Source organism: Buchnera aphidicola str. APS (Acyrthosiphon pisum) (genome assembly GCF_000009605.1).
In the GTDB taxonomy this organism is placed as follows: domain Bacteria; phylum Pseudomonadota; class Gammaproteobacteria; order Enterobacterales; family Enterobacteriaceae; genus Buchnera; species Buchnera aphidicola_I.
Window position 1 is genome coordinate 367,904 of record NC_002528.1, and the last position, 23,195, is coordinate 391,098.

Genomic DNA, 23,195 nt, shown 5'->3' on the forward strand with positions numbered 1-23,195 from the left:
ATTAATTGTAAATAATAATTTTACGTTAAATATTTTTTAAAAAATATTTAAAAAATAGGTTATTATCAAAATAATACAGTTTAAAAAAATTATAAAAAATATTAATATATTTAAAATATTGTAATAATTATATAAAAAAGATAAAAAAATGTCTAAATTTGTCAAAAAAATAAAAATCATTAAACCTGATGATTGGCATGTTCATTTAAGAGACAATGAGATTTTAAATCAAGTTATAAAGTATACTGGTAAATTTTATAAAAGAGCTGTTATTATGCCAAATCTTAATAGTCCGATTACGAGTTGTTTGAAAAGCATTGCGTATCGTAATAGAATTTTAAAATCAATGCACTTGAATTATAAATTCAAACCGTTAATGACTTGTTATTTAACTAATTCCACAAGCCCTAAAGAACTAGAATTTGGTTTTTCTAAAAAAATATTTGTAGCAGCTAAATTCTATCCAAATGGTTGCACGACCAATTCAAAAACTGGTATAAAAAAAATTAGTGATATTACTCCTGTTTTAGAATGTATGGAAAAAATAGGAATGCCATTACTAATTCATGGTGAAGAGATTAACCAAAATATTGATATCTATGATAGAGAAGCAAAATTTATTGAAAAAACGTTAGATCCTTTAAGAAAAAAATTTCCAAAGTTAAAGATAGTATTAGAACATATTACAACCAAAGAATCTGTAGAATATATCAAAAATAACGATGTTAATTACTTATCTGCAACTATTACACCACATCATTTAATGCTAAATCGAAATGATATGTTTTATGGTGGGATTCAACCATATCTTTACTGTTTACCGATTTTAAAAAAAAACAAACATCGAATGGCACTAAGAAAAGCCATCTCTAATGGAGATAAACATTTTTTTTTAGGAAGCGATACAGCTCCACATCTTCATAAAAATAAAATTAATATGCTTGGATGTGCGGGTATATTTAATGCTCCATCATCTCTATTATCTTATGTTAAAGTATTTGAGGAAATGAGAGCGTTAAAATATTTACAATCTTTTTGTTCTGAAAATGGTCCTAAATTTTATAACATGCCAATTAACAAAGAAACCATAACAATAATCAAAAAACCGTGTAAAATTATTAAAAAAATAAATGTTGGAAGAAATGTGATTATTCCATTTTTATCAGGTGAAATTTTAAACTGGTCAATTGAAAGTGATTAAAAATCAAGAGTATTTTAAATTAAATTTCTAAATTTCCATCTAAGTTATAGGTGACAGATTTTTTATATGATGAAGACAATTCTAAAAAACGCTGATTTAAATAAAATTTCTTATTCATAATAATTTTATTCTTAAGGTTGAGTTTTCTTAATATAAGACACGTATTAATAATTTTTTTCCAGTAATTATTTAATTTATTATTACTTTCATAAGGTGGAAATATATTATATTCTTTTTCTAAACATAATCTATCTTGACTTAAAATTATCAATTTCTTAAACAATATTTTTTTTCTCTTGATTAATTCTAAAATTTCTTCATTAGAAGTCTTAGACTTTAATAAATTATGACATTCTTGTTTTAATATTCGTTCTAAAGAATATAAAATATTTTCTATTTTTTTTATTGTATCTATTAAATTATTCATATTTATATAAAAAAAATACATACTAATATATTTACACAAAGATAATATTACATCAACAAAAAAATGATAATTTTACGGAGAAACTATTACCTCACCATTTTCATTAATAATCCCGTTGATAATTTTACCACTGTTTGTTTTAACACGTATATTTTGATTTTGAGCACCATTACTTAATGATTTCGCTTTAGAAGACATTTTAAAATTATTACCATTAATAATAACAGTAACCTGTTGATTGACTTTAACTAACCAAAATGGACGTGTCATAAAAGATGTTATTGGTTGCAATGGAAAAAACTCACGTAAACTTATTCTATTGACCACATCTTTCTTTTTACGATAAGTATTGTTCGGCAGTACATCTAAACGTCCTATTAAAATTTTTAAGTCTGATTCTTTTATTCTTGTTCCTCGGGGAATTTTTCTATTCGCTACAATATATTCTCCTTCAGATTGAACTTCTACTGTTAGATAGTAATGTTGTTTGCTACAAGTTAAAAGAATATTAATTAAACCTAGATTGTGAGTATTACTTAAAATAGAAAAATCAGGTTTTCTACAATATATATTTTTTTTTAATGGAGTATGTATTATGATCTTGATACTATCTTCATTTAAAGGATATTCCTTTTTTAAAAAAATGTTTAATTGTTTGTTTAAATCAAAAAAATTAAATTTTTGAACAGTTGCACTGACCGAATTGATTGTAAAAGATAGTAATAATAAAAAAAAATAAATCGTTATTTTCATAACTATCATTCTTTTCCTTAATTTATGTTAATTTTATGTTTATATTAATTTTATGTTAATTAAATATTTTATAAATATATTTTTTTAAGAACATTTTCTTGATAGAAAATATGTAATAAAGGTATAATGAAAATACAATTTTGATTTTTTATATTTTATCTCGAATGTTTATTGAAATTTTTTATCAAAAAATAGATATTCTAAAAAATAAAATATCACCTTTATTTGTATTTAATATGATTTTCAAATAATTTTTTTTGAAATGTAATTGCAGGATAACAATATGTTTAATAAAATAAATCAAATTTTTAATTTTCATCAACAAGCATTAAATCTTTGTTCTCAAGACAAGAAATATTATCTGCTAATATTGCTAATGCCGACACCCCTGGATATAAATCAATAGATTTTAATTTTAAAAATGAACTTAATAAAACTCTATATAAAAATAAAAAAACTATTTTTTTAAAAAAAACTTCTCCTAATCATTTAAATGAAAAACATAAAAATTTATTTTTATTAAAAACTATACCTGTACTCACTAATCAAATAAAACAAGACGGAAACACCGTAAATATGGATAGAGAAAGAATTGAATTTCTAAATAACAGTATAAAATACCAATCAAGTTTAGTATTTATAAAAAATGAAATTAAAAATATGATGTACGTTTTAAAAGGATAATATAAATTATGTCTTTATTAAATATCTTTAATATTGCAGGTTCAGCTATGATTGCACAATCGCAAAAATTAAATGTAATTGCTAGTAATTTAGCTAACATGGATAGTACAATATATAAAAATGGAAAATTTTATCCCTATATCGCGAAACAAGTCGTATTTTCATTAGACACTGCAAAAAATTCAAAAATAGGAGGCGTAAAAATATCTGCTATAATAGATGATCCTAGTCCAATGAAGCTAATATATGATCCAAATAATCCTATGGCCAATAATAAAGGTTACATTTTGGCTTCAAACGTCAATCCTATTACAGAAATGGTAAATAATATCGCAGCAGCAAGAAGCTACCAGGCTAATATAGAAGTATTAAAAACAGCGAAAAGTATGATAATGAAAACATTAACAATTAGTGAGTAAAAGGAGACAAAATGAGTACTATTAATATTAATTCGTCCGATATCAATTTACCCAATATTCAACCACCTATTATAAATAATGAAGCTGTCAAAAAAAATGATAATAATTTACCAAATGACATCAACCCACCAGATTTACAAAAAAATTTTTTAAGTCTATTAATTGCACAAATTAAAAATCAAGATCCTACTGATCCTATTAAAAACTCTGATTTGACATCACAATTAGCTCAAATTAATACAGCAAGTGGAATGCAAAAACTAAACAATACCGTGGATCAATTCTCAAATCAAATCAGCAAAAATCAAAATATCCAATTATCTACATTAATTGGACGTCATGTGATGGTGCCTAATAAAAAAATAATACATACTAAAGATACGAAAACACAATTTGGTATCGAATTATTTGAAAAAGCTACTTCAGTTGAAATAAAAATTACAGATGACAACAACAAAACTTTATATCTGAAACAATTGAAAGAAACAGAAGCTGGTAGACATAATTTCTTTTGGGATGGTCAAGATTTAAATAAAAACAGTGTAATGAGTGGACAATATAACATCTCAGTTATAGCTAAAAAGAACAATCAAAATATTCCGGTTAATAGTTTAAGTGTAGGAGTAGTCAATAGTATTATTATGTCTTCTGGTAATGCTATTATCGATTTAGGAGAATCTGGACAAATCACACCTTTAAGTATTCGTGAAATTCTAAAATAAAAAATATATTTTATTTAGCACAAATCAAAGGAACAAATTTATGTCAAATATGATAGCTATAAGTGGCTTACTAGCAAATAATGATTACATGGAAATTATATCCAATAATATTGCTAACGCATCAACTATAGGATATAAATCTCGTAAACCTCTTTTTTTTGATATGTTTTCTCATTCATTTTATTCAAATACTACTAATGGATACGGAGTGGGTATTTCAAGTATTATACAAAACTTTAATAATGGCATGTTAGTTGAAACTGGACGAGATTTGGATTTAGGAATTATAAAAGACGGCTTTTTCCGTCTTGTAGACAGTCAAGGTCATGTCTATTATACAAGAGATGGGCAATTCTTCCTCGATAAAGATCAAAATATTATCAATATTCAAGGTATGTATCTAACTGGACTTAATACATCTTGTTCAAAAAGTGATTTTAATAATAGATCCAACTTAGAACCTATTAATTTAAAAAATTCTAATATTTTAAAAAACAAACCTACTTCTGAAATCATGTTAAAAGCGTTTTTGAATCGTAATACTGAATCAAAAAGCAGTGTGGATAATTCTGACAACAAACTATCTAAACCAGAAGATTACATGACTTATATTAGCATATATAATAAAGAAGGGAAAAAAGAAGATATTACTGTTTCTTTTAATAAAAAGGAAACAAATAAATGGACAGTAAATGTGGAATCAAATGATTCTGATGATAAAGAGACTATAAAAAATAGTTTCGATTTAACGTTTAATGATGATGGCGAATTAACTTCTGATAATGTTTTTAATATTACATCTAAAGATTCTAAAAAGTATGAAAATATCACTTTAAATTTAACAGGTACTATAGAACAATCAAATTCTGATGTTTCTTGGGAAGAACATTCTCAAAACGGATACCCTCAAGGTAATTTAAAAACATTTGATATTGTTACTAATGGTGAAATTATTGGAACATATTGCAATCAAAAACAACAAACAATAGGTCAAATATTATTATCAAAATTTATCAATCCAGAAAAATTACAACCTGAAAGTGGTAATTTATGGTCTGCTACTGCAGAATCAGGTGAAGCAAAAACAGCAATGAAAGCGGGTATTCAAGAATCAGGAGTGTTAAGCAATAAAACGCTAGAAGTATCAAATGTTGATTTGAATAAAGAATTAATCAATATGATTATAGCACAACGTAATTATCAATCTAACGCTCAATCTTTTAAAACAGAAGATAAAATAATTAATACATTAATAAATTTACAGTAGTCTATCAAATAGGATCCAACAATATAATGGAGAATTCAATATATAAATCTATGATTGCAGCAAATCAATTATTAGAGAAACAAAGTATTATTTCTAATAATTTAGCTAATATTTCAACCACTGGTTTTAAAGAAAAATTTATTTTTGCAATACAAAATCATAATGTAAAAAATTTATATAATAGTGATAAAAAAATTACAAAAGAATATTATAATCTTTCTCCAGGAATATTACGCTATACAGGAAGAAATTTAGATTTATTTATTAAAGATGATGGTTGGTTAACAGTTAAAGACACAAACGGTCAAGAAGCATATACAAAAAATGGCCACTTAAAAATAAACTCAAAAAGAAAACTGACAATTCAAGACAATGAAGTAATAGGAAATAATTGCAATATAATTATACCAAAAAATATCATTTTAAAAATTTTATCTAATGGAGTAATTACTTCAGTAAAAAACAAGCACAAACATATTGTTGAAACTAAAATAGGATCATTAAAATTAGTACAGCTCCCTTCACAAGATCTAATTCAAAACGAAAATGGATTATTTTATCTGAAAAAAAATAATGAAATTAACAAAAAACATACTAATACTATCAAACATAGCAAAAAAATACGCGTACAATCAGGAATGTTAGAAGAAAGTAATGTAAATGCTTCTAAAAATATGATAGAAATGATATCAAATGCTAGACAGTTTGAAATGCAAATGAAAATGATATCTATGTGCGATCAAAACGCAGAATACGCAAATCAACTCATTAACATTAACAATTGATAAAACAGGATAAAAATATGATTCCTTCTTTATGGATTTCTAAAACTGGTCTTGATGCTCAACAAATTAATATGAATATTATTTCTAATAATTTAGCAAATGTTAGTACTAATGGATTTAAACGATCTAGAGCGGTTTTTGAAGATTTAATGTATCAAACGATACGAGAAGCAGGAACAAATTCCTCACTTGAAACAACTTTACCGTCAGGATTGCAATTAGGTACTGGAGTAAGACCGGTATCTACCGAAAGAATTCATACTCAGGGTAATCTTTCAAAAACAGATGCTTCAAAAGATGTTGCTATTAATGGATCAGGATTTTTTCAAGTACAATTGCCAGATGGAAATATAGCATATACAAGAGATGGCTCTTTTCAATTAGATCAAAATGGTCAATTAGTGACTAATAGTGGTTTTCCTATTATACCTGAAATTAATATTCCTTCTAATTCTACAAATATTAATATAGCAAGAGATGGTGTTATTAGTGTTGTCGTTCAAGGACAAACACAACCTGTTTTACTCGGCCAGTTAAATTTAATTAATTTTGTTAACAATTCTGGATTAGAAAGTTTAGGTGAGAATTTATATCAAGAAACTCAAGCATCTGGCTCTCCAATTGAAACTACTCCGGGTTTAAATGGAACAGGAGTGCTTTATCAAGGATATGTTGAAACTTCAAATGTCAATGTAGCTGAAGAATTAGTGAATATGATTCAAACTCAAAGAGCATATGAAATAAATAGTAAATCTATTAGCACATCAGACCAAATGTTACAAAAACTATCGCAATTATAATAATTTATTTTTAAATATACTTATAAAAATATGTTTGGAATAATCTTGTACATTAAATGTATATCATTAAAGGTAAGTTTTTCGTGATAAAGTTATTTATTTGTCAAAAAAAATACTATTTAACTGCTATTTTTTTATTAACAATTCAGAGTTGCGCCAGCGTTGAATATAAACCTTTAGTAACAGGCGCTACAACTGCTATAGCACCTAATATATGGCCTAAAGTCGTTAATGGTTCTTTGTTTCAGGAAAAAATACCCATCAATTATGGTTATCAACCATTATTTGAAGATCATCGTCCACATAATATTGGTGATACGATCACTGTTGTATTACAAGAAAATATCAGTGCAAGTAATAGTTCTATTTCAAATATGAGTAGAGATGGAAGCGCTAACTTCGGCTTAAAAATCGCACCTGGACAATTAAATAATATATTAGGTGTTAATTTTCAAGACAATACAACTAGTTTAGATAGTTTTGGAAGAAATAATTTTTCTGGAAAGGGTAGTAATTCAGCTAACAATAAATTTACTGGTCTTATCACTGTTACTGTAAAAAGAGTACTTCCAAATGGAAATTTAAAAGTTATCGGAGAAAAACAAGTTTCTATTAACAAGGGTACAGAATTTATTCGTTTTTCTGGTGTAATAAACCCTACTAATATTAACAAAAATAATTTTATTTCATCCACTCAAATAGCTGATGCACGTATTGAATATTTAAGTCATGGTGGTCTTGACGATGTTCAAAAAATGGGTTGGTTGCAAAAATTATTATTAAAAATTTCTCCTATATAGACATTTTTTTAAAAATGAAATCGTTTTAAAAAACTATTTAAAATAGTATTTCTTATAAATTTAATTCAAACTCATAAAGAACGTTATTTATTCTTTATGAGAAAAATTAAATATATTAAAAAAGAATAAAATTTTTTATAATCACAATATTTATAGGAAATAAAATGTTTTATATGTACTATGACACTTTTAAAAAGACAGATTAATAAAGGTTTTTTTATGTCCAAAAAAATATTATTTTTGATAAAAGTAATTGTTTTTATTTTCACAACCTTTTCGTTACCTTTGTATGCTGAAAAAATACGTGATTTAACTAGTATTCAAGGGATTAGAGATAATCCACTTATCGGTTATGGTTTAATTGTTGGATTGGATGGCACAGGCGACCAATCAACGCAAGCTCCATTTACTAATCAATCATTAAAGAATATGTTATCACAATTAGGTGTAAGTATTCCTTCAAACACTAATATGAACACAAAAAATGTAGCAGCAGTAATTGTAACGGCAAATCTTCCGCCATTCAGTCATGCAGGAGAAAAAATAGATGTAGTAGTATCATCTATGGGAAATGCTAGAAGTCTTAAAGGAGGTACACTTTTAATGACTCCTCTAAAAGGCGCTAATAATCAAATTTATGCTATTGCTCAAGGTAATATATTAGTATCTGAAAAAAATAACAAAAAAAGTAAAATTCATAATTTTTATTCAAATCAAGTAAATTCTGGGAAAATTCATCACGGTGCAACAATTGAACGAGAAATAGATAATAATTTTGGAAAACAAAAAACAATCAACTTACAGTTAAATCAAGAAAACTTTAGTACAGCGCAGCGTATTAGCGATATGATTAATACAAAATATCCAGATACAGCTACTCCTATTAATTCTAAAACAGTACAATTAAATACTTCAGCTAATAATGATGTACAAGTACACATGCTTTCCAATATTCAAGATATAGATATTTCACTTCCATCACAAGAAGCTAAAGTTGTAGTTAATTCTCGTACTGGTTCTATTGTTATTAATCAATCAGTCAGATTAGGTTCATGTGTAGTTTCAAATGGAAACATGTCTATAATAGTACATCAAATAAAAAATAAAAAAAGAGATTTATATTTTTTGAAATCATTTAATAAAAATATAAAAAAAGATCAATCTATAGAAGATATGGCTGATAAGAATTATATGAATGATATTGCTACTAATAAAGAAAATTTGCATAATATAGTTAGAGCTTTAAATAAATTAGGTACTAAACCTGATGAATTAATGTCTATTTTACAATTAATGAAAAGTGCTGGTTGTCTTAACGCAAAACTGGAAATTGTTTAATGAATGATAATTTATTGTTATCTAATATATCAGATTATAACGTACAATTTATTAATGAACTTAAATACCAAGTTCGTATTAATCCAAAAAAACATGCATTGCAAACTGCAAAAGAAGTAGAAGGAGTATTTATTCAAGTATTACTTAAAAGTATGAGAAGTTCTTTGTTGAAAGATAACTTATTAGATAATAATCAAAGTCGTCTCTATACTGATATTTATGACCAACAATTATCTCAAGAAATAAGTAAAAAAGGAATAGGATTAACTGATATTATTTTAAAACAAATTGAAAAATAAAACATATTATAATACAAGTAATTCTAACGTATTATTAAATATATTATTTTACAAGAAAATATATTTTAAAATAAAAAAATCTTATTAAAAAAGGATAAAAAATGAGTGATATATTAAATTCCGCTATTTCTGGTATGAATGCAATGAAGATTATGATTGATAATACCATAGATAAAATTAATCATCCTAATAATAAAACATTAGGAAAACGTGTTGTTATAGAAAATACTGTACAAAATGAAAATAAAAACAGTACAGTAAAAGTAAAAGAAATATATGATAATTATAATGATTTTATTTTAGAAGAAAAAAGAAAAACTAACGCAGAAGTTCAAGATGAACAAACTAAAATCGAACAGCTATTAAAACTAGAAGATTTATTATGTGAAAAATCTAATATTTTCAGTCAACTACTTAATGACTACTATGCACAAATAGAAGAAGATATTGTTTTAGCTAAAAAAAATGTTTTTAATGAAAACATACAGAAGAAATTAAGCAACATAGTTTTTGCCATAAAAGATTTTGATAAGAAATTAAAATTTTTAGAAAAAGACATAAAAGATTCAGTTATCAATAATTTAAAAAAAGTTAATTCTTTAATTGATGAAATTCATGATTTAACTATAGATATTAGATGTTTTCCTGTTTTAAAATTTCCTAATAGAGTTGATGGTCTTATCGAACAACGAGATCGTCTGGTAGACGAATTAAATGGTTTAATTGGAATTAAAGTTATTAAAGATCATGATAATTATAAACTTAATCTAAATAATGGTATATCTATTATAGACAATAATAAAAAACAAAATTTAATTGCATTAACATCTACATCAGATGAAAGATATATAAGTGTAGGATATGTTGATACTAACGACAAAGTAGCAAAAAAAATAGAAGATATGATTCCGACTGCCACCTTAGGAGCTCTTCTTAAATTTCGTAGAGAAGAGCTAACAAATACAAGAAATAAAATCGGACAGTTAATAATTAATTTTGCTGATAGTATTAACTCCTATCATGCAATAGGATATGATATGTTCGGACACCTAGGTAGACAAATTTTTAACATTAGTCAACCAGAAGTAATAGCTAGTTCAAGTAATCGTTCATCTTCTAAAGTATCTGCAAAATGGCTTGTTATTAGCGATGCTAAAAATACGAATTATGTTATATATTTTAAAGATAAAAATTTTATAGTAACAAGATTATCAGATCATAGTACGATTCAACCTAAAGTACATGTAGAAAATAATAAAACGTTATTTACCTTTGATGGAATTGAATGTTCTATAGAAGGTGAAAATGCTGATAATGATATTTATATGATCAAACCCTATTCTAAAACTTTAGAAGAATTAGAATTATTAATTAAGCCAAATGAACCGTTTGCATATTCTTCCACAGATGATCTCAATAATCCAAATAGAAATAATGCTATAATAATAAACAAATTTTATAATAATGTTCTTGTTGATCATAAAGAAACACTTGATCAAGCTTATCAGAAATTTTCTCAGTCCATATCTCATAAATGTAATGCATTAGAAGAAGAAGTACCCTTTAAAAGAAATATGATTGGAATACTTGAAAATAAAAAGATGTCTATATCTAATGACATGGAACAAGAATATGCAGAATTAAACTATGAACAAGAGTGCTATCTTGCAAACGTTAAAGTACTTCAAACGGCAGAAAATATTTTAAATGAAATAATAGAACGTTATAGCTAAAAGACTTTTTAACATACTTATAAAAAATAAAAACTTACTTTTAAAGTAAGTTTTTATTTTTTGTCTAAGTAATTTATTTTATCAATAAAAATTATTTTTATTAAACGGATTTAATGGTTTAATTCTTTTATTAAAAAATATGTTTAATATGTAAAAGAAATATTTTATTTAAGTTTTGAGACAGGTGAATTAGAAAAATTTGTTGCAGAGTGTACTCCTGCAGAATTTTTCCCTCTAAGACTTGATTTCATCATTGATAAATTATAATGAAATTCTTTTTCTTTTTTATTTAAATCTGATTGTTTAGAAATTTTTGTTATTGGCGCACTAGATTGATGTATTTTATTTTTTCTATTACATGTTCTTTTATAAAGAAAATTTTTTTTATCTAAAATAAATACATTTCTTTTTTTAGTTCTCTTTATTAATTGAGATTGCGTAACTTCTTGATTTTGAATATTATTTTTTACATATTTTTTAAATGAATATGTTTCATGTTTTATTTTTTTTATTCCAGAATAATTATTTTTATTAACTATTGTATTTGTTTCGGAAATAGAAGATATATGCAATATTTGTTTTCTATTTAATTTTTTTTGTTTTTTTGTTTCATCTAATATAGCAATTGGATATTTAATCCAAACTTTTCCTAATGCTAATTCTAATGAAAATACTGAAGAAAATATGAATATTGGAGATGTAACAGAAGAAAATTTTAAAAAGCTATTATTAGTATTTTGATTTTTAAAAATTTTAGTTCTGTTAAATATTTTATAAAATATATAATTATTATTAATGATATTAATTACATTATATCTATTCATTAAAACATGCTTCAGGTAAGAATTTTCATGTATATTTTTCTGTATCAAATCATTTTTTTTTGTTATATTTTTTTTTCTTTCTATATTATCATACAAATAATTTGCACTAGATGTATCTAATTTTTTGTTTTTTAAAGGTATATTTTCTATATTTGCTTCAAACAGTTTAGATAAAATCACTCTTTTTTTTTGATTATTATTTTTTTTGTTTAAAGAACTATATTTTTTTTTAAAAAAAATATTATTCGTATTTTTTAAAGTATTCTTTTTAAAAATATCGCTTGTAATCAACATATTCTTAATAAAAAAAGAATTTTTAAACCAAGTGATCATTTTAAATATAAAATTTCTGTTATTTGATAAAACTTTTAACAATATATTATTATAATTATTCTTTTTTAAAATATTTTCTTGTGCTTCTTGTATTTTATTATAACAATTATCATAAAAATTAAAATTAGCAACATCTAAAATTTCTTTCTGTTTTTTTTTCAAGAGATTTTTTTTTAAGAAACTTGTAATTTTACTCTGACGAATATTAGAAAGCCCATATCTTGTATAATTTTTACTTTCACTTTTTCTGATCCTAGAAACAGAATAATGAGGAGTTTTCATCTTTTTACTAGGAACAATTATAGTTTTTCCACCAGCCTGACGTTTCTCAATTGCATGAACAGCATCTCTTTTTTCATTTAGTAAATAACACGCTATTTCTACTGGTACAATAGCACGTACTTCATATGTATTTTCTTTTAGTGCTTCTTCTTCAATTAAACGTAAAATAGACAAAGATAAAGATTCATTATCTCTGATAGTCCCTGTTCCTGTACATCTCGGACAAATATGATGACTAGATTCTCCTAGAGACGAACTCAATCTTTGTCTAGACATTTCCAACAAACCAAAACGAGAAATTTGACCAATTTGAATGCGCGCTCTATCGTCCCGTGCAATTTCACGTAATCTATTTTCAATGGCTCGCTGATGACTAATAGCGGACATATCTATGAAATCAATTACTATTAAACCGCCTAAATCTCGTAGTCGTAATTGACGGGAAATTTCATCTACCGCCTCGAGATTAGTATTAAATGCTGTAGATGCAATATCAGTTCCACTTGTAGAACGAGAAGAATTGATGTCAATAGCTGTTAAAGCTTCAGTGCTATCTACCATAATTGAACCACCAGAAGGTAATCTGACTTTTCTTTGAAAAGCAGAATTGATTTGGGTTTCAATTTGAAAATAACTGAACAAAGGAACTTCTCCGCTATATAGCTTTATTTTATTTACAAAATCTGGACGACCTAAAAAAGTAATATGTTTTCGGGCTAAATCTAATATTTTAGGATTATCGATTAAAATTTCTCCAATATCTTGACGTAAATAATCTCTAAAAGCACGAACAATAATATTACTTTCTTGATGAATCAAAAATGGAGCAGTCCGACTTTTTGCTATTATTTGAATAGTCTTCCAATGTTGTAATCTCAGAGACAGATCCCATCTTAATGATTCGATAGATTTTCCGGCTCCTGCAGTTCGAATAATTAAACTCATTTCTTCAGGTAGTTCTAATAACGTCAATAACTCTTTTAATGCTATCCTATCATTTCCTTCAATTCTTCTTGATATACCACCAGATTTAGGACTATTCGGCATCAGAACTAAATAACTTCCAGCTAAACTAATAAAAGTTGTTAAAGCTGCACCTTTGGTTCCTCGTTCTTCTTTACTAATTTGAACAATAACTTCTTGACCTTCTTGTAAAACATTTTTGATATTAAAACCTAAAGTTTCAATATGATTTTCTGGAAAATAATTTTTAGAAATTTCTTTTAACGGCAAAAAACCATTTTTTTCTTCACCATAATCTACAAAAGCAGCTTCTAAACTAGGTTCTATACGAGTAATCTTTCCCTTATATATATTTGATTTTTTTTGTTCTGATCCAGAATGCTCTATATCAAGATCATATAAACGCTGACCATCAACAAGAGCTACGCGCAACTCTTCCTGCTGAGTTGCATTAATTAACATTCTTTTCATTATAGCTTTTTCTCGCTTATTTTTATAAATAAGTAAACATATAAACAGGAAATATAAACTATAAAAAATTAATTTTTTATGATCATATTATGATTTTTATTTAAAATACCTATAAAAATAAATTTTTTTACATTTAAATAAATTTAAAAAATATAAATATATAATAAATTATTATGTATTAATACATGAAAAAATTTTAATTTTTTATATAAAAAAAATATAAAATTTTAGTATGATTTATATTAACAAAAAATTTATTTAATATATTTATATAAATAATTATATTATAATAAATAAAAATTAAAAAAATTAATTAAAAATAGAGATTTTTTTAATGACACATAAAATACTACCTATATCTATTATATACATTAATAAAGAAATGCTGAATCAACGCATCGATAATTTCATGCGTAGTAAGTTTAAAAGTGTACCTAAAAGTATGATTTATCGTATTATAAGAACAGGAAAAATTCGAATTAATAAAAAAAGAATCAAACCGCATTATAAATTAAAAATTGGAGATATACTGAAAATTCCACCAATAAAAATTTTATGCGATATAAAAAATACATTCTTTCCCTTGAATCATTCTACAAATTTACTTAATAGAATTTTATATGAAGATAGTCATTTATTAATTATTAACAAACCTTCAGGAATAGCAGTTCATGGTGGAAGCGGATTAAATTTTGGCGTTATAGAATATTTCCGAAAATTACGTCCGCTAAATAAATTTCTTGAACTTGTTCATCGTATTGATCGTGATACATCAGGTGTTTTAATATTAGCAAAGAAACGTACATCTTTAGTATCATTGCACGAACAGTTAAGAGAAAAAAAAATTAAAAAAGAATATATAGCATTAGTTCATGGATTATGGCCTGATCATATAAAAAAAATTTCAGAACCTCTATTAAAAATTCAATTTAAAAACAAACAAAAAATGGTTTTAATCGATAAAAAGGGTAAACCATCAGAAACTTATTTTCAAATTAAAAAAAAATTTTCTTCTTCTACGTTACTATCAATTATTCCAAAAACTGGTCGAACACATCAAATTCGCGTGCATGCTTTACATGCCGGTCATCCAATATTTTTTGATAAACGTTATGGTAAAAACGATCTAGATGCTGATATAAAAAATAATCATAAAATTAATAGGCTTTTACTTCATTCTTCTGGAGTTCATTTTATACATCCAAAAAATGGCAATAAAATTTATATAAAAGCACCGTTAGATATAGATTTTCAGAATTATTTAAATACTATAATATAGTTTATTAAACTATTTTTTTTAACATACTAAACAGAGAAATATAATATGGCAGTTCAAAAAAATAAACCTACTCGTTCTAAAAGAGGAATGAGACGATCTCATGACTCTTTGACAGCCCCTCATTTATCTATAGATAAATTTTCTGGAGAAACACATATCCGACACCATATTACTAATAATGGTTATTATAAAGGTAAAAAAGTTATTTAAAAAAATATATTTAATAAGAAATGGTACTTGAAAAAAGTACCATTTATAAAATATATAAATATTAAATGAATCACACTGATTTAGGAGGTGTTTTATAAAAAATAAAAATTTATTTTATTAAATATTTTATTAGAGTAACGTAATTATTTTTTAAAAATTTATTTTTATATATTTTTTAATAAAAAAAATATATTTAAATAAAATTAAAAAGTAAAATTTTATATAAAATATATAAATAATAAATATTATTATAAATATTATTATAAATATTTTCAAACTATTTTAAATTTTATACATGTTTCATCTTAACAAATTTATATGATAAAAAACATTATTTATATAAAATACAATTAAGAAAAAATTAAAAATTATTGAATAATTATATTGTTATTCTTTTTAGTGTTAAAGGAGGTAATTATAATGACTTTATTTTCAATGTTATTTCCAGGACAAGGTTGTCAATATATAGGTATGCTATCTTCATTTTTTTACAAAAATAACAAGATTTTTTTCAATACTTTTGAAGAAGCGTCAGAACATATCCACCTTGATTTATTTAAATTAATACAAGAAGGACCTTTATTAAAATTGAATCAAAGCAAATATGCACAGGTAGCAATATTGACTTCATCTGTTTCAATCTATCGTTTATGGAATAATAAAAATGGAAAAAATCCATCATTTATGTCAGGACATAGCCTTGGTGAGTATTCTGCTCTAGTATGTTCTGATGCAATCCAATTTTCTGATGCATTAAAAATTGTTTTTTTGCGTGGTCAACTCATGGAAAAAATAACTATAAACAGACCGACTTTAATGCAGGCAATTATTGGTATCGATGAAAAAAAAGTACAAAGTGTGTGTTGTTTATTAAAATCAAAAAAAAAATTGTTTCTTTAGCTAGTATAAATTCTCATAATCAAATTGTGATTTCAGGAGACGCATCCGCTGTATATAAAGCTAGTTTAAAATGTAAAAAATTAGGTGCTAAATATACATTTAAACTCAATGTCAACATACCTGCACATTCTATATTAATGAAACCAATATCTCAAAAACTAAGAAAAATATTAAAAACAATCACTATAAATCCACCAAAAATTCCAATTATAAATAATGTTGATGTAAAATCTGAAAATACTAGTAAAAATATTAAAAATGCATTAATTAGACAAATTTATAGTACTGTAATGTGGAAAGATATTATAGAATTTATAAAAACTAAAAAAAAATACGTAATGTTAGAAATTGGACCTAATAAAATACTAACTAATTTAAATAAAAAAGATAAAAATCTTATTTCATTTAGCACCAATAATTTTAAAAATTTTTTAATAGCATTCAAAAAAATTAACAAGGGAAAAAATGAATATCAATAGACAAACCGCATTTATAACAGGGGCCAATCAAGGTATAGGAAAAGCAATTGCAAAAAAATTAATAAAAAAAGGAATTCAAGTAATTGGCACGTCTACTACTGAAGATGGAGTAAAAAGAATTAATGACTATTTGGAGGGGAATGGATTTGGTTTTGTTTTAAATTTAAAAAACATAGATTCTATTACAGAAAAAATTCAAGAAATTTATAAAAAAAAACACTCTATTGATATACTAATTAATAATGCTGGAATAAAAGAAGATAATTTATTAGTTAATATGAAAAGCACTGAATGGGATGATGTAATCAAAACTAATTTATCATCAGTATTTCATCTTGTAAAATCTGTTATTCGATCAATGATCAAAAAAAGGCAAGGCAGAATTATTACCATTGGTTCAGTTATAGCTTATACAGGTAACAAAGGACAAGTCAATTATAGTGCTTCAAAATCAGGACTAATTGGATTTCATAAATCATTAGCACTAGAAGTAGCATCAAAAGGTATTACTGTTAATATTGTCTCACCCGGTTTGATTAAAACAAATTTCACTGAAAAATTAAATTCAATACAATATCAAAAATATTTATCTAATATTCCAATGAAAAGATTCGGACAAAAAGAAGAAGTAGCAGATGCTGTTATTTTTTTAGCTTCAAAAAAAGCATCATATATTACCGGACATACATTACATGTAAATGGCGGCATGTATATGATATAATCCAAAAAATTATGTTAATATTAAAATATACTTTTAAAATAAAAATAAATTTTAAACACTTAATGGAAATGACAATATGAAAAATATTGAAGAACGTATAAAAAAAATAATTTTTGAAAAACTAGATATAAAACAAGAAAAGATTTTTAATGATGCATCTTTCATAGATGATCTTGGCGCAGATTCTCTTGATACCGTGGAACTTATTATGGCTTTAGAAGAAGAATTTGATATTGAAATATCGGATGAAGAAGCAGAAAAAATTAATACAGTACAAAAATCTATTGATTTTATACAAAAGAAAAATTTAAAAAAATAAATAATTATCAAAATTTTTTAATTTTTTATAAACAGAAATTTAATATAAATTGCATGTAATTAAAAAAATAATGATAAAAAGTAAATTTATTGTAATTGAAGGTTTAGAGGGTGCGGGTAAAACAAACGCATGTATATGTATTAAAAATCTATTAAAAAAAAATAGTATTAAAAATGTACTATTAGTTCGTCAACCTGGTAGCACACCTATTGCTGAAGATATAAGAAGATTAATAAAAAAAAAATTTAATGATGATAATCTTATCAAAGAAACTGAGTTATTATTAATGTATGCAGCAAGAATACAATTAGTTGAAAAAAAAATAAAACCTGCATTAAAAAATGGAATATGGGTTATTTCAGATCGTCATGATTTATCTTCTTTAGCTTATCAAGGTGGAGGTTTAGGTATTCCAAAAAAAATAATCTATCAATTGCAATCTTTATTTTTAAATAACTTCATTCCAGATTTAACTATTTATTTAGACGTGTCTCCAGAAATTGGTTTGGCAAGAGCATTAAAAAGAAATCCATTGGATTTAATTGAAAGTAGATCTTTGTTTTTTTTTAAAAAAACTAGACGATGTTATCTAGAAAAGTCAAAATTAGATAAAAAAACTATAATAATCAATGCTAATTTAAATATTAAAAAAGTAACTCAAAATATTACAAAAAAAATGTTAAATTGGCTAAATAAACAAGTTATATGAAACTATATCCTTGGTTAATAAAACCATACAATAATATTGTACAACAATATCAAAAAAAGAAAGCTCATCATGCGATATTAATAAAAACTCCAAGAGGCATAGGGGTATCATTATTAATTTGGTTTATTAGTAAGTGGCTTTTGTGCTTAAAACCTATAGGATTAAATTCTTGTGATAAATGTCATGGATGCAAATTAATGTCAGCAAATAATCATCCAGATTGGCACAATTTTACGCCGGAAAAAAACAACCTATTTAGTATTGAAAGCGTACGAATAATTAATGAAAAAATATTTACATGCTCTCGACAGGGCGGATCCAAAATTATTTTTTTATCAGATACTGGAAAATTAACAGAATCTGCAATTAATGCTTTTTTAAAAACATTAGAAGAACCACCTAGAAAAACTTGGTTTTTTCTTGTAAATTACAAAAATTTAAATTCACACTCTACACTCAATAGTCGCTGCCTTATATATAAATTATTTATCCCAGAAGAAAAAAAAAGTTTGTACTGGTTAAAAAAAGAAACTGTTAAAAAAAATAGATCATGCTTAACAGCACTGCGTATTAATCAAGGCTCTCCTCTATATGCAAAAAAATTTATTAATAGCAACTTATGGATAGATAGGATAAATTTTTATGAATGTTTGCATGATTCTTTCAAAAAAAATAATTTATTAAAAATATTACCGTTAATAACAGAAAAAGATAGCCAAGTAAAAATCGATTGGATATGTTTTTTACTATTTGATTCTATTAAATTTTATTTTAATGAAAATGACAATTTAACTAATTCTGATCAAATAGAACTCATCCAATTTTTTTCTTATAATTATAAGAACACTATTTTAGATACAAGTATTCGTACTTGGTTACATTGTAAATATAGATTGTCTAACATATCTGGTATCAATTGTGAATTACTATTATCAGAACAATTGCTTATATGGGAAAAAATATTAAATTTTTCATAAAAATTTAATATTTATAAAAAAAGAGATAAAATTATGTTTTTAATTGATTCACATTGTCATCTTGATAGATTAAATTATAATTTACCGCTAGAAAATATAGAAGATGTACTAAAAAAATCTTATCAGAATCATGTAAAAAACTTTTTAACAGTTTCAACCTGTATCAGCAATTTTTACAATATAAAAAAATTGTTTAAAAAATATAATACAATTTTTTATTCTTGTGGTGTACATCCCTTAAATTGCAAAAAAGAGCTTAATCTTTTTCATACAATAGAAAATTTATCTAATGAAATAAAAAAATTATCTTGTATTAAAGATGTAATAGCATTAGGTGAAACTGGTTTAGATTATTATTATTCATCTGATACTAAAAAAATACAACAAGATTTTTTCAGAGAACATATCAGAGTCGCCATTAAGTTAAAAAAACCAATTATCGTACATTCACGCAATGCTTCAGAGGATACTATTAAAATACTGCAAGAAGAAAATGCGGAAAAATGCAAAGGAGTACTACATTCTTTTACTGGTGATTATAATACTGCATGTAAATTATTAGATCTAGGTTTTTATATTTCCTGTTCTGGAATTATTACTTTTAAGAATTCTTTAGAACTTTGCAAAACCATAAGAAAAATACCACTAAACCGTTTATTAATAGAAACAGATTCACCATATTTATCACCAGCTCCCTACCGAGGAAAAGGAAATCAACCTGCATATTTATTTTATATAGCAGAATATCTTTCGATATTAAAAGAAATAGATATACATGCACTTGGGCACATTACAACAAGTAATTTTCGTACATTATTTAATATTTAGCTCATTTAGTCTTTCATCCTATATCAAATGAAAAAATAATATATATTACATACCATTCATTTAAAATTTTTATATATACTTAGGAGTGTTTTTTGTATGTTTAAAAACGTATTTGCAAACCTTCAAAAAGTTGGTAAATCACTCATGTTGCCCGTTTCAGTATTACCTATTGCAGGTATACTGTTAGGAATAGGATCTGCTCATTTTAATTTTTTACCAGATATTCTTTCTCAAATTATGGCTCAAACAGGAGGTTCTGTTTTTAGTAATATGCCATTAATTTTTGCAATTGGTGTAGCTCTTGGCTTTACTAATAATGATGGAGTGGCCGCATTAGCAGCAGTTGTATCTTATGGGATTTTAATTCAAACATTAACTGCAGTAGAACCGATTGTTTTACATACAACTATTGAAGTCATAAAAAATAAACATCTTTCTGATACCGGTATATTAGGAGGAATTATTGCCGGCGCAATTTCAGCGTATATGTTTAATAAATTTTATCGTATTCAATTACCTGAATACCTAGGTTTTTTTGCTGGGAAAAGATTTGTACCTATTATTTCAGGATTATCTGCAATATTAATAGGTGTGATATTATCTTTAATTTGGCCTCCAATTGGTCATGGAATTCAAATTTTTTCAAAATGGGCTGCTTATCAAAATCCTATTCTTGCTTTTGCTCTATATGGACTAGTCGAAAGAGCACTGGTTCCATTTGGATTACATCATATATGGAATGTTCCATTTCAAATGCAAATTGGAGAATATACTAACTCTATAGGACAAGTATTTCATGGAGATATTGCAAGATATATGGCAGGTGATTCTACTGCTGGGAATCTATCAGGAGGTTTTATTTTTAAAATGTATGGTCTTCCGGGTGCTGCGCTAGCAATTTGGCATACGTCTAAAAAAGAAAATAAAACTAAAATAGGTAGTATTATGATTTCAGCGGCATTAACAGCTTTTTTAACAGGAATAACAGAGCCAATCGAGTTTTCATTTATCATTGTTGCACCAGTATTATATGTTATTCATGCTATTTTAGCAGGATTATCTTTCCCATTATGTATTTTTTTGGATATGCGCGCAGGAACTAGTTTTTCTCATGGTTTTATAGATTTTATAGTATTAAGTGGAAACAGTCATCATATATTGCTTTTTCCAATTATTGGTATACTTTATGGATTATTATATTATATTTTATTTTATTTATTCATTATTAATTTTAATTTAGATACACCAGGACGAGAAAATATAAAAAACAATATATTGGAAAAAGATAATAATGAAATCGCACCATATATTATTACAGCATTAGGTGGAAAAAATAATATTAAGAATCTAGATGCATGTATTACTAGATTGCGTATTACAGTTTCAGATATTTCAAAAGTTAAACAAAAGGATTTAAAAAATATCGGGGCTGCAGGAATAATAATTTCAGGATCAGGAATACAAGTAGTTTTTGGAACACGATCTGAAAATATTAAAACCGCAATGGATGAGTGTATAAAAAATATATGAAAAAACAGGAATTTAAATTATGCAAGATAATTCAATTTTTAAAAATATTATTCAAAGAAAAATACCAGCAAATATTGTTTATCAAGATAAAAAAATCACTGCTTTTGAAGATATAAAACCAAAAGCACCTGTACATATATTAATTATACCTAATTTTTTTATTTCATCATCAAATGATATCAATAAAAAAAACAAATGGATTATGTCACATATGTTTTATATTGCCGTGAAAATTGCAAAACAAAAAAAAATAAATCAAGAAGGATATAGAATTATTATTAATTGTAATGAATATGGAGGTCAGGAAATCAATTATCTACACATGCATTTATTAGGCGGCAAAAAATTAAAATCTTTCTCCTAATTTTTTTATAGAAAAAATTTTTATGAAAATTTCTTTTTTTACATTATAAGGATAAGATTTGAGAAGAAATTTGTTATTGATATTATTTATTATATTTTTTATAAATAGTTGTTCTTATTCTAAAAATATAGAGAATACTTTTTCGAAGGTAAAAAAAACAAATTTTATTCTTTTAAAATTTGATTCTGCTATAGAAAAGATCATTTCGGAAATGTTAAAACCTAATCATATATTAATCTTTAATAAAAAATTATTTTTTATTGATTTACTAGAAAATCAAACTAATATTTTTATAGACAGGGAAAAAATTACAGATTTAATAAAACACAAAATTTCCATAAAAAATAATGACATTCATTTTCTTGAAAAAAATATGATTAAAAAAAATAAAAAAAAAATAGGTATTTTAGAAATAAAAAAATCACTAGATACCAGTACTGCAATTTTTTTCTCTCGCAATAACAATGTAGAATATTATATACACAGCTGTATTTCTGGTAAAAATGAACCTTTTTTATTAAAAATTGAATTGATACTTGTTAAAACAGGAGAAATAGTATTTATGAAAGAAGAGAGATGCTATTGATAAAAACGGTATGTAAAAAAATTATATTTTATATATAAAAAATATTAAGACTAATTTTGAAAATAAAAAAAGACTTTTTGATGTGTCTAAGAGTAGTTCTTTCTACCGACGTTCGTATAATTAAATAATTAATTATTCTGAAATATAATAAATAGATTTCTCTATTATATGTCAGTAGAAAGTTCTAACTCT

Annotated in this window: 25 protein-coding genes and 1 pseudogene; 23 read left to right on the forward strand and 3 right to left on the reverse strand. The window is 24.9% G+C overall.

Features of this window, described 5'->3' with window-relative positions; all coding sequences use genetic code 11:
• The first annotated feature begins 148 nt into the window (after window positions 1–148).
• Complete coding sequence (pyrC, locus tag BU_RS01760; protein WP_010896073.1) at window positions 149–1,201, forward strand: dihydroorotase; 1,053 nt, start codon at window positions 149–151, stop codon at window positions 1,199–1,201.
• A 19-nt stretch (window positions 1,202–1,220) separates the two neighbouring features.
• Here pyrC and BU_RS01765 read toward each other — a convergent pair whose 3' ends face one another.
• Complete coding sequence (locus BU_RS01765; protein ID WP_164927335.1) at window positions 1,221–1,649, reverse strand: flagellar protein FlgN; 429 nt, start codon at window positions 1,647–1,649, stop codon at window positions 1,221–1,223.
• Window positions 1,650–1,700: 51 nt separating this feature from the next.
• Window positions 1,701–2,381: a flagellar basal body P-ring formation chaperone FlgA gene (gene flgA, locus BU_RS01770; protein ID WP_010896075.1), complete on the reverse strand. Its 681-nt coding sequence runs from the start codon at window positions 2,379–2,381 to the stop codon at window positions 1,701–1,703.
• Window positions 2,382–2,664: 283 nt separating this feature from the next.
• On the opposite strand from flgA, the pseudogene flgB reads away from it, so the two are divergent.
• From flgB to BU_RS01820, 10 genes and pseudogenes are all read left to right on the forward strand, one after another.
• Window positions 2,665–3,065, forward strand: a pseudogene (gene flgB, locus BU_RS01775) (flagellar basal body rod protein FlgB).
• Window positions 3,066–3,073: 8 nt separating this feature from the next.
• Window positions 3,074–3,484: a flagellar basal body rod protein FlgC gene (gene flgC, locus BU_RS01780; RefSeq protein ID WP_010896077.1), complete on the forward strand. Its 411-nt coding sequence runs from the start codon at window positions 3,074–3,076 to the stop codon at window positions 3,482–3,484.
• A gap of 11 nt (window positions 3,485–3,495) precedes the next feature.
• On the forward strand, window positions 3,496–4,206 hold the full coding sequence (locus BU_RS01785; RefSeq protein ID WP_009874294.1) for a flagellar hook assembly protein FlgD: 711 nt from the start codon (window positions 3,496–3,498) through the stop codon (window positions 4,204–4,206).
• Window positions 4,207–4,246: 40 nt separating this feature from the next.
• A complete protein-coding gene (locus BU_RS01790) occupies window positions 4,247–5,473 on the forward strand; it encodes a flagellar hook protein FlgE (protein ID WP_009874295.1) in 1,227 nt (408 codons plus the stop codon).
• Window positions 5,474–5,499: 26 nt separating this feature from the next.
• Window positions 5,500–6,258 (forward strand): flagellar basal-body rod protein FlgF, encoded by a 759-nt coding sequence (flgF, locus tag BU_RS01795; RefSeq protein WP_009874296.1) that lies wholly within the window; start codon window positions 5,500–5,502, stop codon window positions 6,256–6,258.
• 17 nt (window positions 6,259–6,275) lie between these two features.
• The gene (gene flgG, locus BU_RS01800) at window positions 6,276–7,058 is read left to right on the forward strand and encodes a flagellar basal-body rod protein FlgG (protein WP_009874297.1); all 783 of its coding nucleotides are present in this window, start codon (window positions 6,276–6,278) and stop codon (window positions 7,056–7,058) included.
• Between the two features lie 83 nt (window positions 7,059–7,141).
• The gene (locus BU_RS01805) at window positions 7,142–7,858 is read left to right on the forward strand and encodes a flagellar basal body L-ring protein FlgH (protein WP_009874298.1); all 717 of its coding nucleotides are present in this window, start codon (window positions 7,142–7,144) and stop codon (window positions 7,856–7,858) included.
• A 180-nt stretch (window positions 7,859–8,038) separates the two neighbouring features.
• A complete protein-coding gene (locus tag BU_RS01810) occupies window positions 8,039–9,196 on the forward strand; it encodes a flagellar basal body P-ring protein FlgI (RefSeq protein WP_009874299.1) in 1,158 nt (385 codons plus the stop codon).
• Window positions 9,196–9,495, forward strand: coding sequence for a rod-binding protein (locus BU_RS01815; RefSeq protein ID WP_009874300.1), 300 nt, complete (start codon window positions 9,196–9,198; stop codon window positions 9,493–9,495). Before BU_RS01810 ends, BU_RS01815 begins: the two co-directional genes overlap by 1 nt.
• 101 nt (window positions 9,496–9,596) lie before the next feature.
• Window positions 9,597–11,228, forward strand: coding sequence for a flagellar hook-associated protein FlgK (locus BU_RS01820; protein WP_010896078.1), 1,632 nt, complete (start codon window positions 9,597–9,599; stop codon window positions 11,226–11,228).
• 164 nt (window positions 11,229–11,392) lie between these two features.
• Here BU_RS01820 and rne read toward each other — a convergent pair whose 3' ends face one another.
• A complete protein-coding gene (rne, locus tag BU_RS01825) occupies window positions 11,393–14,101 on the reverse strand; it encodes a ribonuclease E (RefSeq protein WP_010896079.1) in 2,709 nt (902 codons plus the stop codon).
• 334 nt (window positions 14,102–14,435) lie between these two features.
• Here rne and rluC point away from each other — a divergent pair, with 334 nt between their 5' ends.
• The 12 genes from rluC (at window position 14,436) to BU_RS01885 (ending at window position 23,003) form a co-directional block, all read left to right on the forward strand.
• Window positions 14,436–15,380, forward strand: a complete 945-nt coding sequence (rluC, locus tag BU_RS01830) for a 23S rRNA pseudouridine(955/2504/2580) synthase RluC (RefSeq protein WP_009874303.1) — start codon at window positions 14,436–14,438, stop codon at window positions 15,378–15,380.
• Window positions 15,381–15,425: 45 nt separating this feature from the next.
• Window positions 15,426–15,590 (forward strand): 50S ribosomal protein L32, encoded by a 165-nt coding sequence (gene rpmF / locus BU_RS01835; protein WP_009874304.1) that lies wholly within the window; start codon window positions 15,426–15,428, stop codon window positions 15,588–15,590.
• A gap of 420 nt (window positions 15,591–16,010) precedes the next feature.
• On the forward strand, window positions 16,011–16,490 hold the full coding sequence (locus BU_RS03235) for an ACP S-malonyltransferase (protein ID WP_009874305.1): 480 nt from the start codon (window positions 16,011–16,013) through the stop codon (window positions 16,488–16,490).
• The gene (locus BU_RS03240; protein ID WP_264370732.1) at window positions 16,451–16,969 is read left to right on the forward strand and encodes an ACP S-malonyltransferase; all 519 of its coding nucleotides are present in this window, start codon (window positions 16,451–16,453) and stop codon (window positions 16,967–16,969) included. Before BU_RS03235 ends, BU_RS03240 begins: the two co-directional genes overlap by 40 nt.
• Window positions 16,956–17,690: a 3-oxoacyl-[acyl-carrier-protein] reductase gene (fabG, locus tag BU_RS01850; protein WP_009874307.1), complete on the forward strand. Its 735-nt coding sequence runs from the start codon at window positions 16,956–16,958 to the stop codon at window positions 17,688–17,690. Before BU_RS03240 ends, fabG begins: the two co-directional genes overlap by 14 nt.
• 76 nt (window positions 17,691–17,766) lie before the next feature.
• Window positions 17,767–18,009 carry an acyl carrier protein gene (gene acpP, locus BU_RS01855; RefSeq protein WP_010896080.1) on the forward strand — a complete coding sequence of 81 codons (243 nt, stop codon included), beginning with the start codon at window positions 17,767–17,769 and terminating at the stop codon, window positions 18,007–18,009.
• A gap of 70 nt (window positions 18,010–18,079) precedes the next feature.
• Window positions 18,080–18,718, forward strand: coding sequence for a dTMP kinase (tmk, locus tag BU_RS01860; protein ID WP_010896081.1), 639 nt, complete (start codon window positions 18,080–18,082; stop codon window positions 18,716–18,718).
• Window positions 18,715–19,695 (forward strand): DNA polymerase III subunit delta' C-terminal domain-containing protein, encoded by a 981-nt coding sequence (locus tag BU_RS01865; protein WP_010896082.1) that lies wholly within the window; start codon window positions 18,715–18,717, stop codon window positions 19,693–19,695. The genes tmk and BU_RS01865 overlap by 4 nt, the downstream gene beginning before the upstream one ends.
• Before the next feature lie 33 nt (window positions 19,696–19,728).
• Window positions 19,729–20,523, forward strand: coding sequence for a TatD family hydrolase (locus BU_RS01870; protein WP_009874311.1), 795 nt, complete (start codon window positions 19,729–19,731; stop codon window positions 20,521–20,523).
• A gap of 96 nt (window positions 20,524–20,619) precedes the next feature.
• Window positions 20,620–22,053 (forward strand): PTS glucose transporter subunit IIBC, encoded by a 1,434-nt coding sequence (gene ptsG, locus BU_RS01875; protein WP_009874312.1) that lies wholly within the window; start codon window positions 20,620–20,622, stop codon window positions 22,051–22,053.
• A 19-nt stretch (window positions 22,054–22,072) separates the two neighbouring features.
• Window positions 22,073–22,417, forward strand: a complete 345-nt coding sequence (locus tag BU_RS01880; protein WP_009874313.1) for a histidine triad nucleotide-binding protein — start codon at window positions 22,073–22,075, stop codon at window positions 22,415–22,417.
• 58 nt (window positions 22,418–22,475) lie between these two features.
• Window positions 22,476–23,003 (forward strand): hypothetical protein, encoded by a 528-nt coding sequence (locus BU_RS01885; protein ID WP_164927336.1) that lies wholly within the window; start codon window positions 22,476–22,478, stop codon window positions 23,001–23,003.
• The last annotated feature ends 192 nt before the right edge of the window (window positions 23,004–23,195 follow it).

Bases quoted from the DNA above. Each gene is read 5' to 3' on its own strand.
- pyrC (WP_010896073.1), top strand. From the start codon at position 149: ATGTCTAAATTTGTCAAAAAAATAAAAATCATTAAACCTGATGATTGG.
- BU_RS01765 (WP_164927335.1), bottom strand. From the start codon at position 1,649: ATGTATTTTTTTTATATAAATATGAATAATTTAATAGATACAATAAAA.
- flgA (WP_010896075.1), bottom strand. From the start codon at position 2,381: ATGAAAATAACGATTTATTTTTTTTTATTATTACTATCTTTTACAATC.
- flgC (WP_010896077.1), top strand. From the start codon at position 3,074: ATGTCTTTATTAAATATCTTTAATATTGCAGGTTCAGCTATGATTGCA.
- BU_RS01785 (WP_009874294.1), top strand. From the start codon at position 3,496: ATGAGTACTATTAATATTAATTCGTCCGATATCAATTTACCCAATATT.
- BU_RS01790 (WP_009874295.1), top strand. From the start codon at position 4,247: ATGTCAAATATGATAGCTATAAGTGGCTTACTAGCAAATAATGATTAC.
- flgF (WP_009874296.1), top strand. From the start codon at position 5,500: ATGGAGAATTCAATATATAAATCTATGATTGCAGCAAATCAATTATTA.
- flgG (WP_009874297.1), top strand. From the start codon at position 6,276: ATGATTCCTTCTTTATGGATTTCTAAAACTGGTCTTGATGCTCAACAA.
- BU_RS01810 (WP_009874299.1), top strand. From the start codon at position 8,039: ATGACACTTTTAAAAAGACAGATTAATAAAGGTTTTTTTATGTCCAAA.
- BU_RS01815 (WP_009874300.1), top strand. From the start codon at position 9,196: ATGAATGATAATTTATTGTTATCTAATATATCAGATTATAACGTACAA.
- BU_RS01820 (WP_010896078.1), top strand. From the start codon at position 9,597: ATGAGTGATATATTAAATTCCGCTATTTCTGGTATGAATGCAATGAAG.
- rne (WP_010896079.1), bottom strand. From the start codon at position 14,101: ATGAAAAGAATGTTAATTAATGCAACTCAGCAGGAAGAGTTGCGCGTA.
- rluC (WP_009874303.1), top strand. From the start codon at position 14,436: ATGACACATAAAATACTACCTATATCTATTATATACATTAATAAAGAA.
- rpmF (WP_009874304.1), top strand. From the start codon at position 15,426: ATGGCAGTTCAAAAAAATAAACCTACTCGTTCTAAAAGAGGAATGAGA.
- BU_RS03235 (WP_009874305.1), top strand. From the start codon at position 16,011: ATGACTTTATTTTCAATGTTATTTCCAGGACAAGGTTGTCAATATATA.
- fabG (WP_009874307.1), top strand. From the start codon at position 16,956: ATGAATATCAATAGACAAACCGCATTTATAACAGGGGCCAATCAAGGT.
- acpP (WP_010896080.1), top strand. From the start codon at position 17,767: ATGAAAAATATTGAAGAACGTATAAAAAAAATAATTTTTGAAAAACTA.
- tmk (WP_010896081.1), top strand. From the start codon at position 18,080: ATGATAAAAAGTAAATTTATTGTAATTGAAGGTTTAGAGGGTGCGGGT.
- BU_RS01865 (WP_010896082.1), top strand. From the start codon at position 18,715: ATGAAACTATATCCTTGGTTAATAAAACCATACAATAATATTGTACAA.
- BU_RS01870 (WP_009874311.1), top strand. From the start codon at position 19,729: ATGTTTTTAATTGATTCACATTGTCATCTTGATAGATTAAATTATAAT.
- ptsG (WP_009874312.1), top strand. From the start codon at position 20,620: ATGTTTAAAAACGTATTTGCAAACCTTCAAAAAGTTGGTAAATCACTC.
- BU_RS01880 (WP_009874313.1), top strand. From the start codon at position 22,073: ATGCAAGATAATTCAATTTTTAAAAATATTATTCAAAGAAAAATACCA.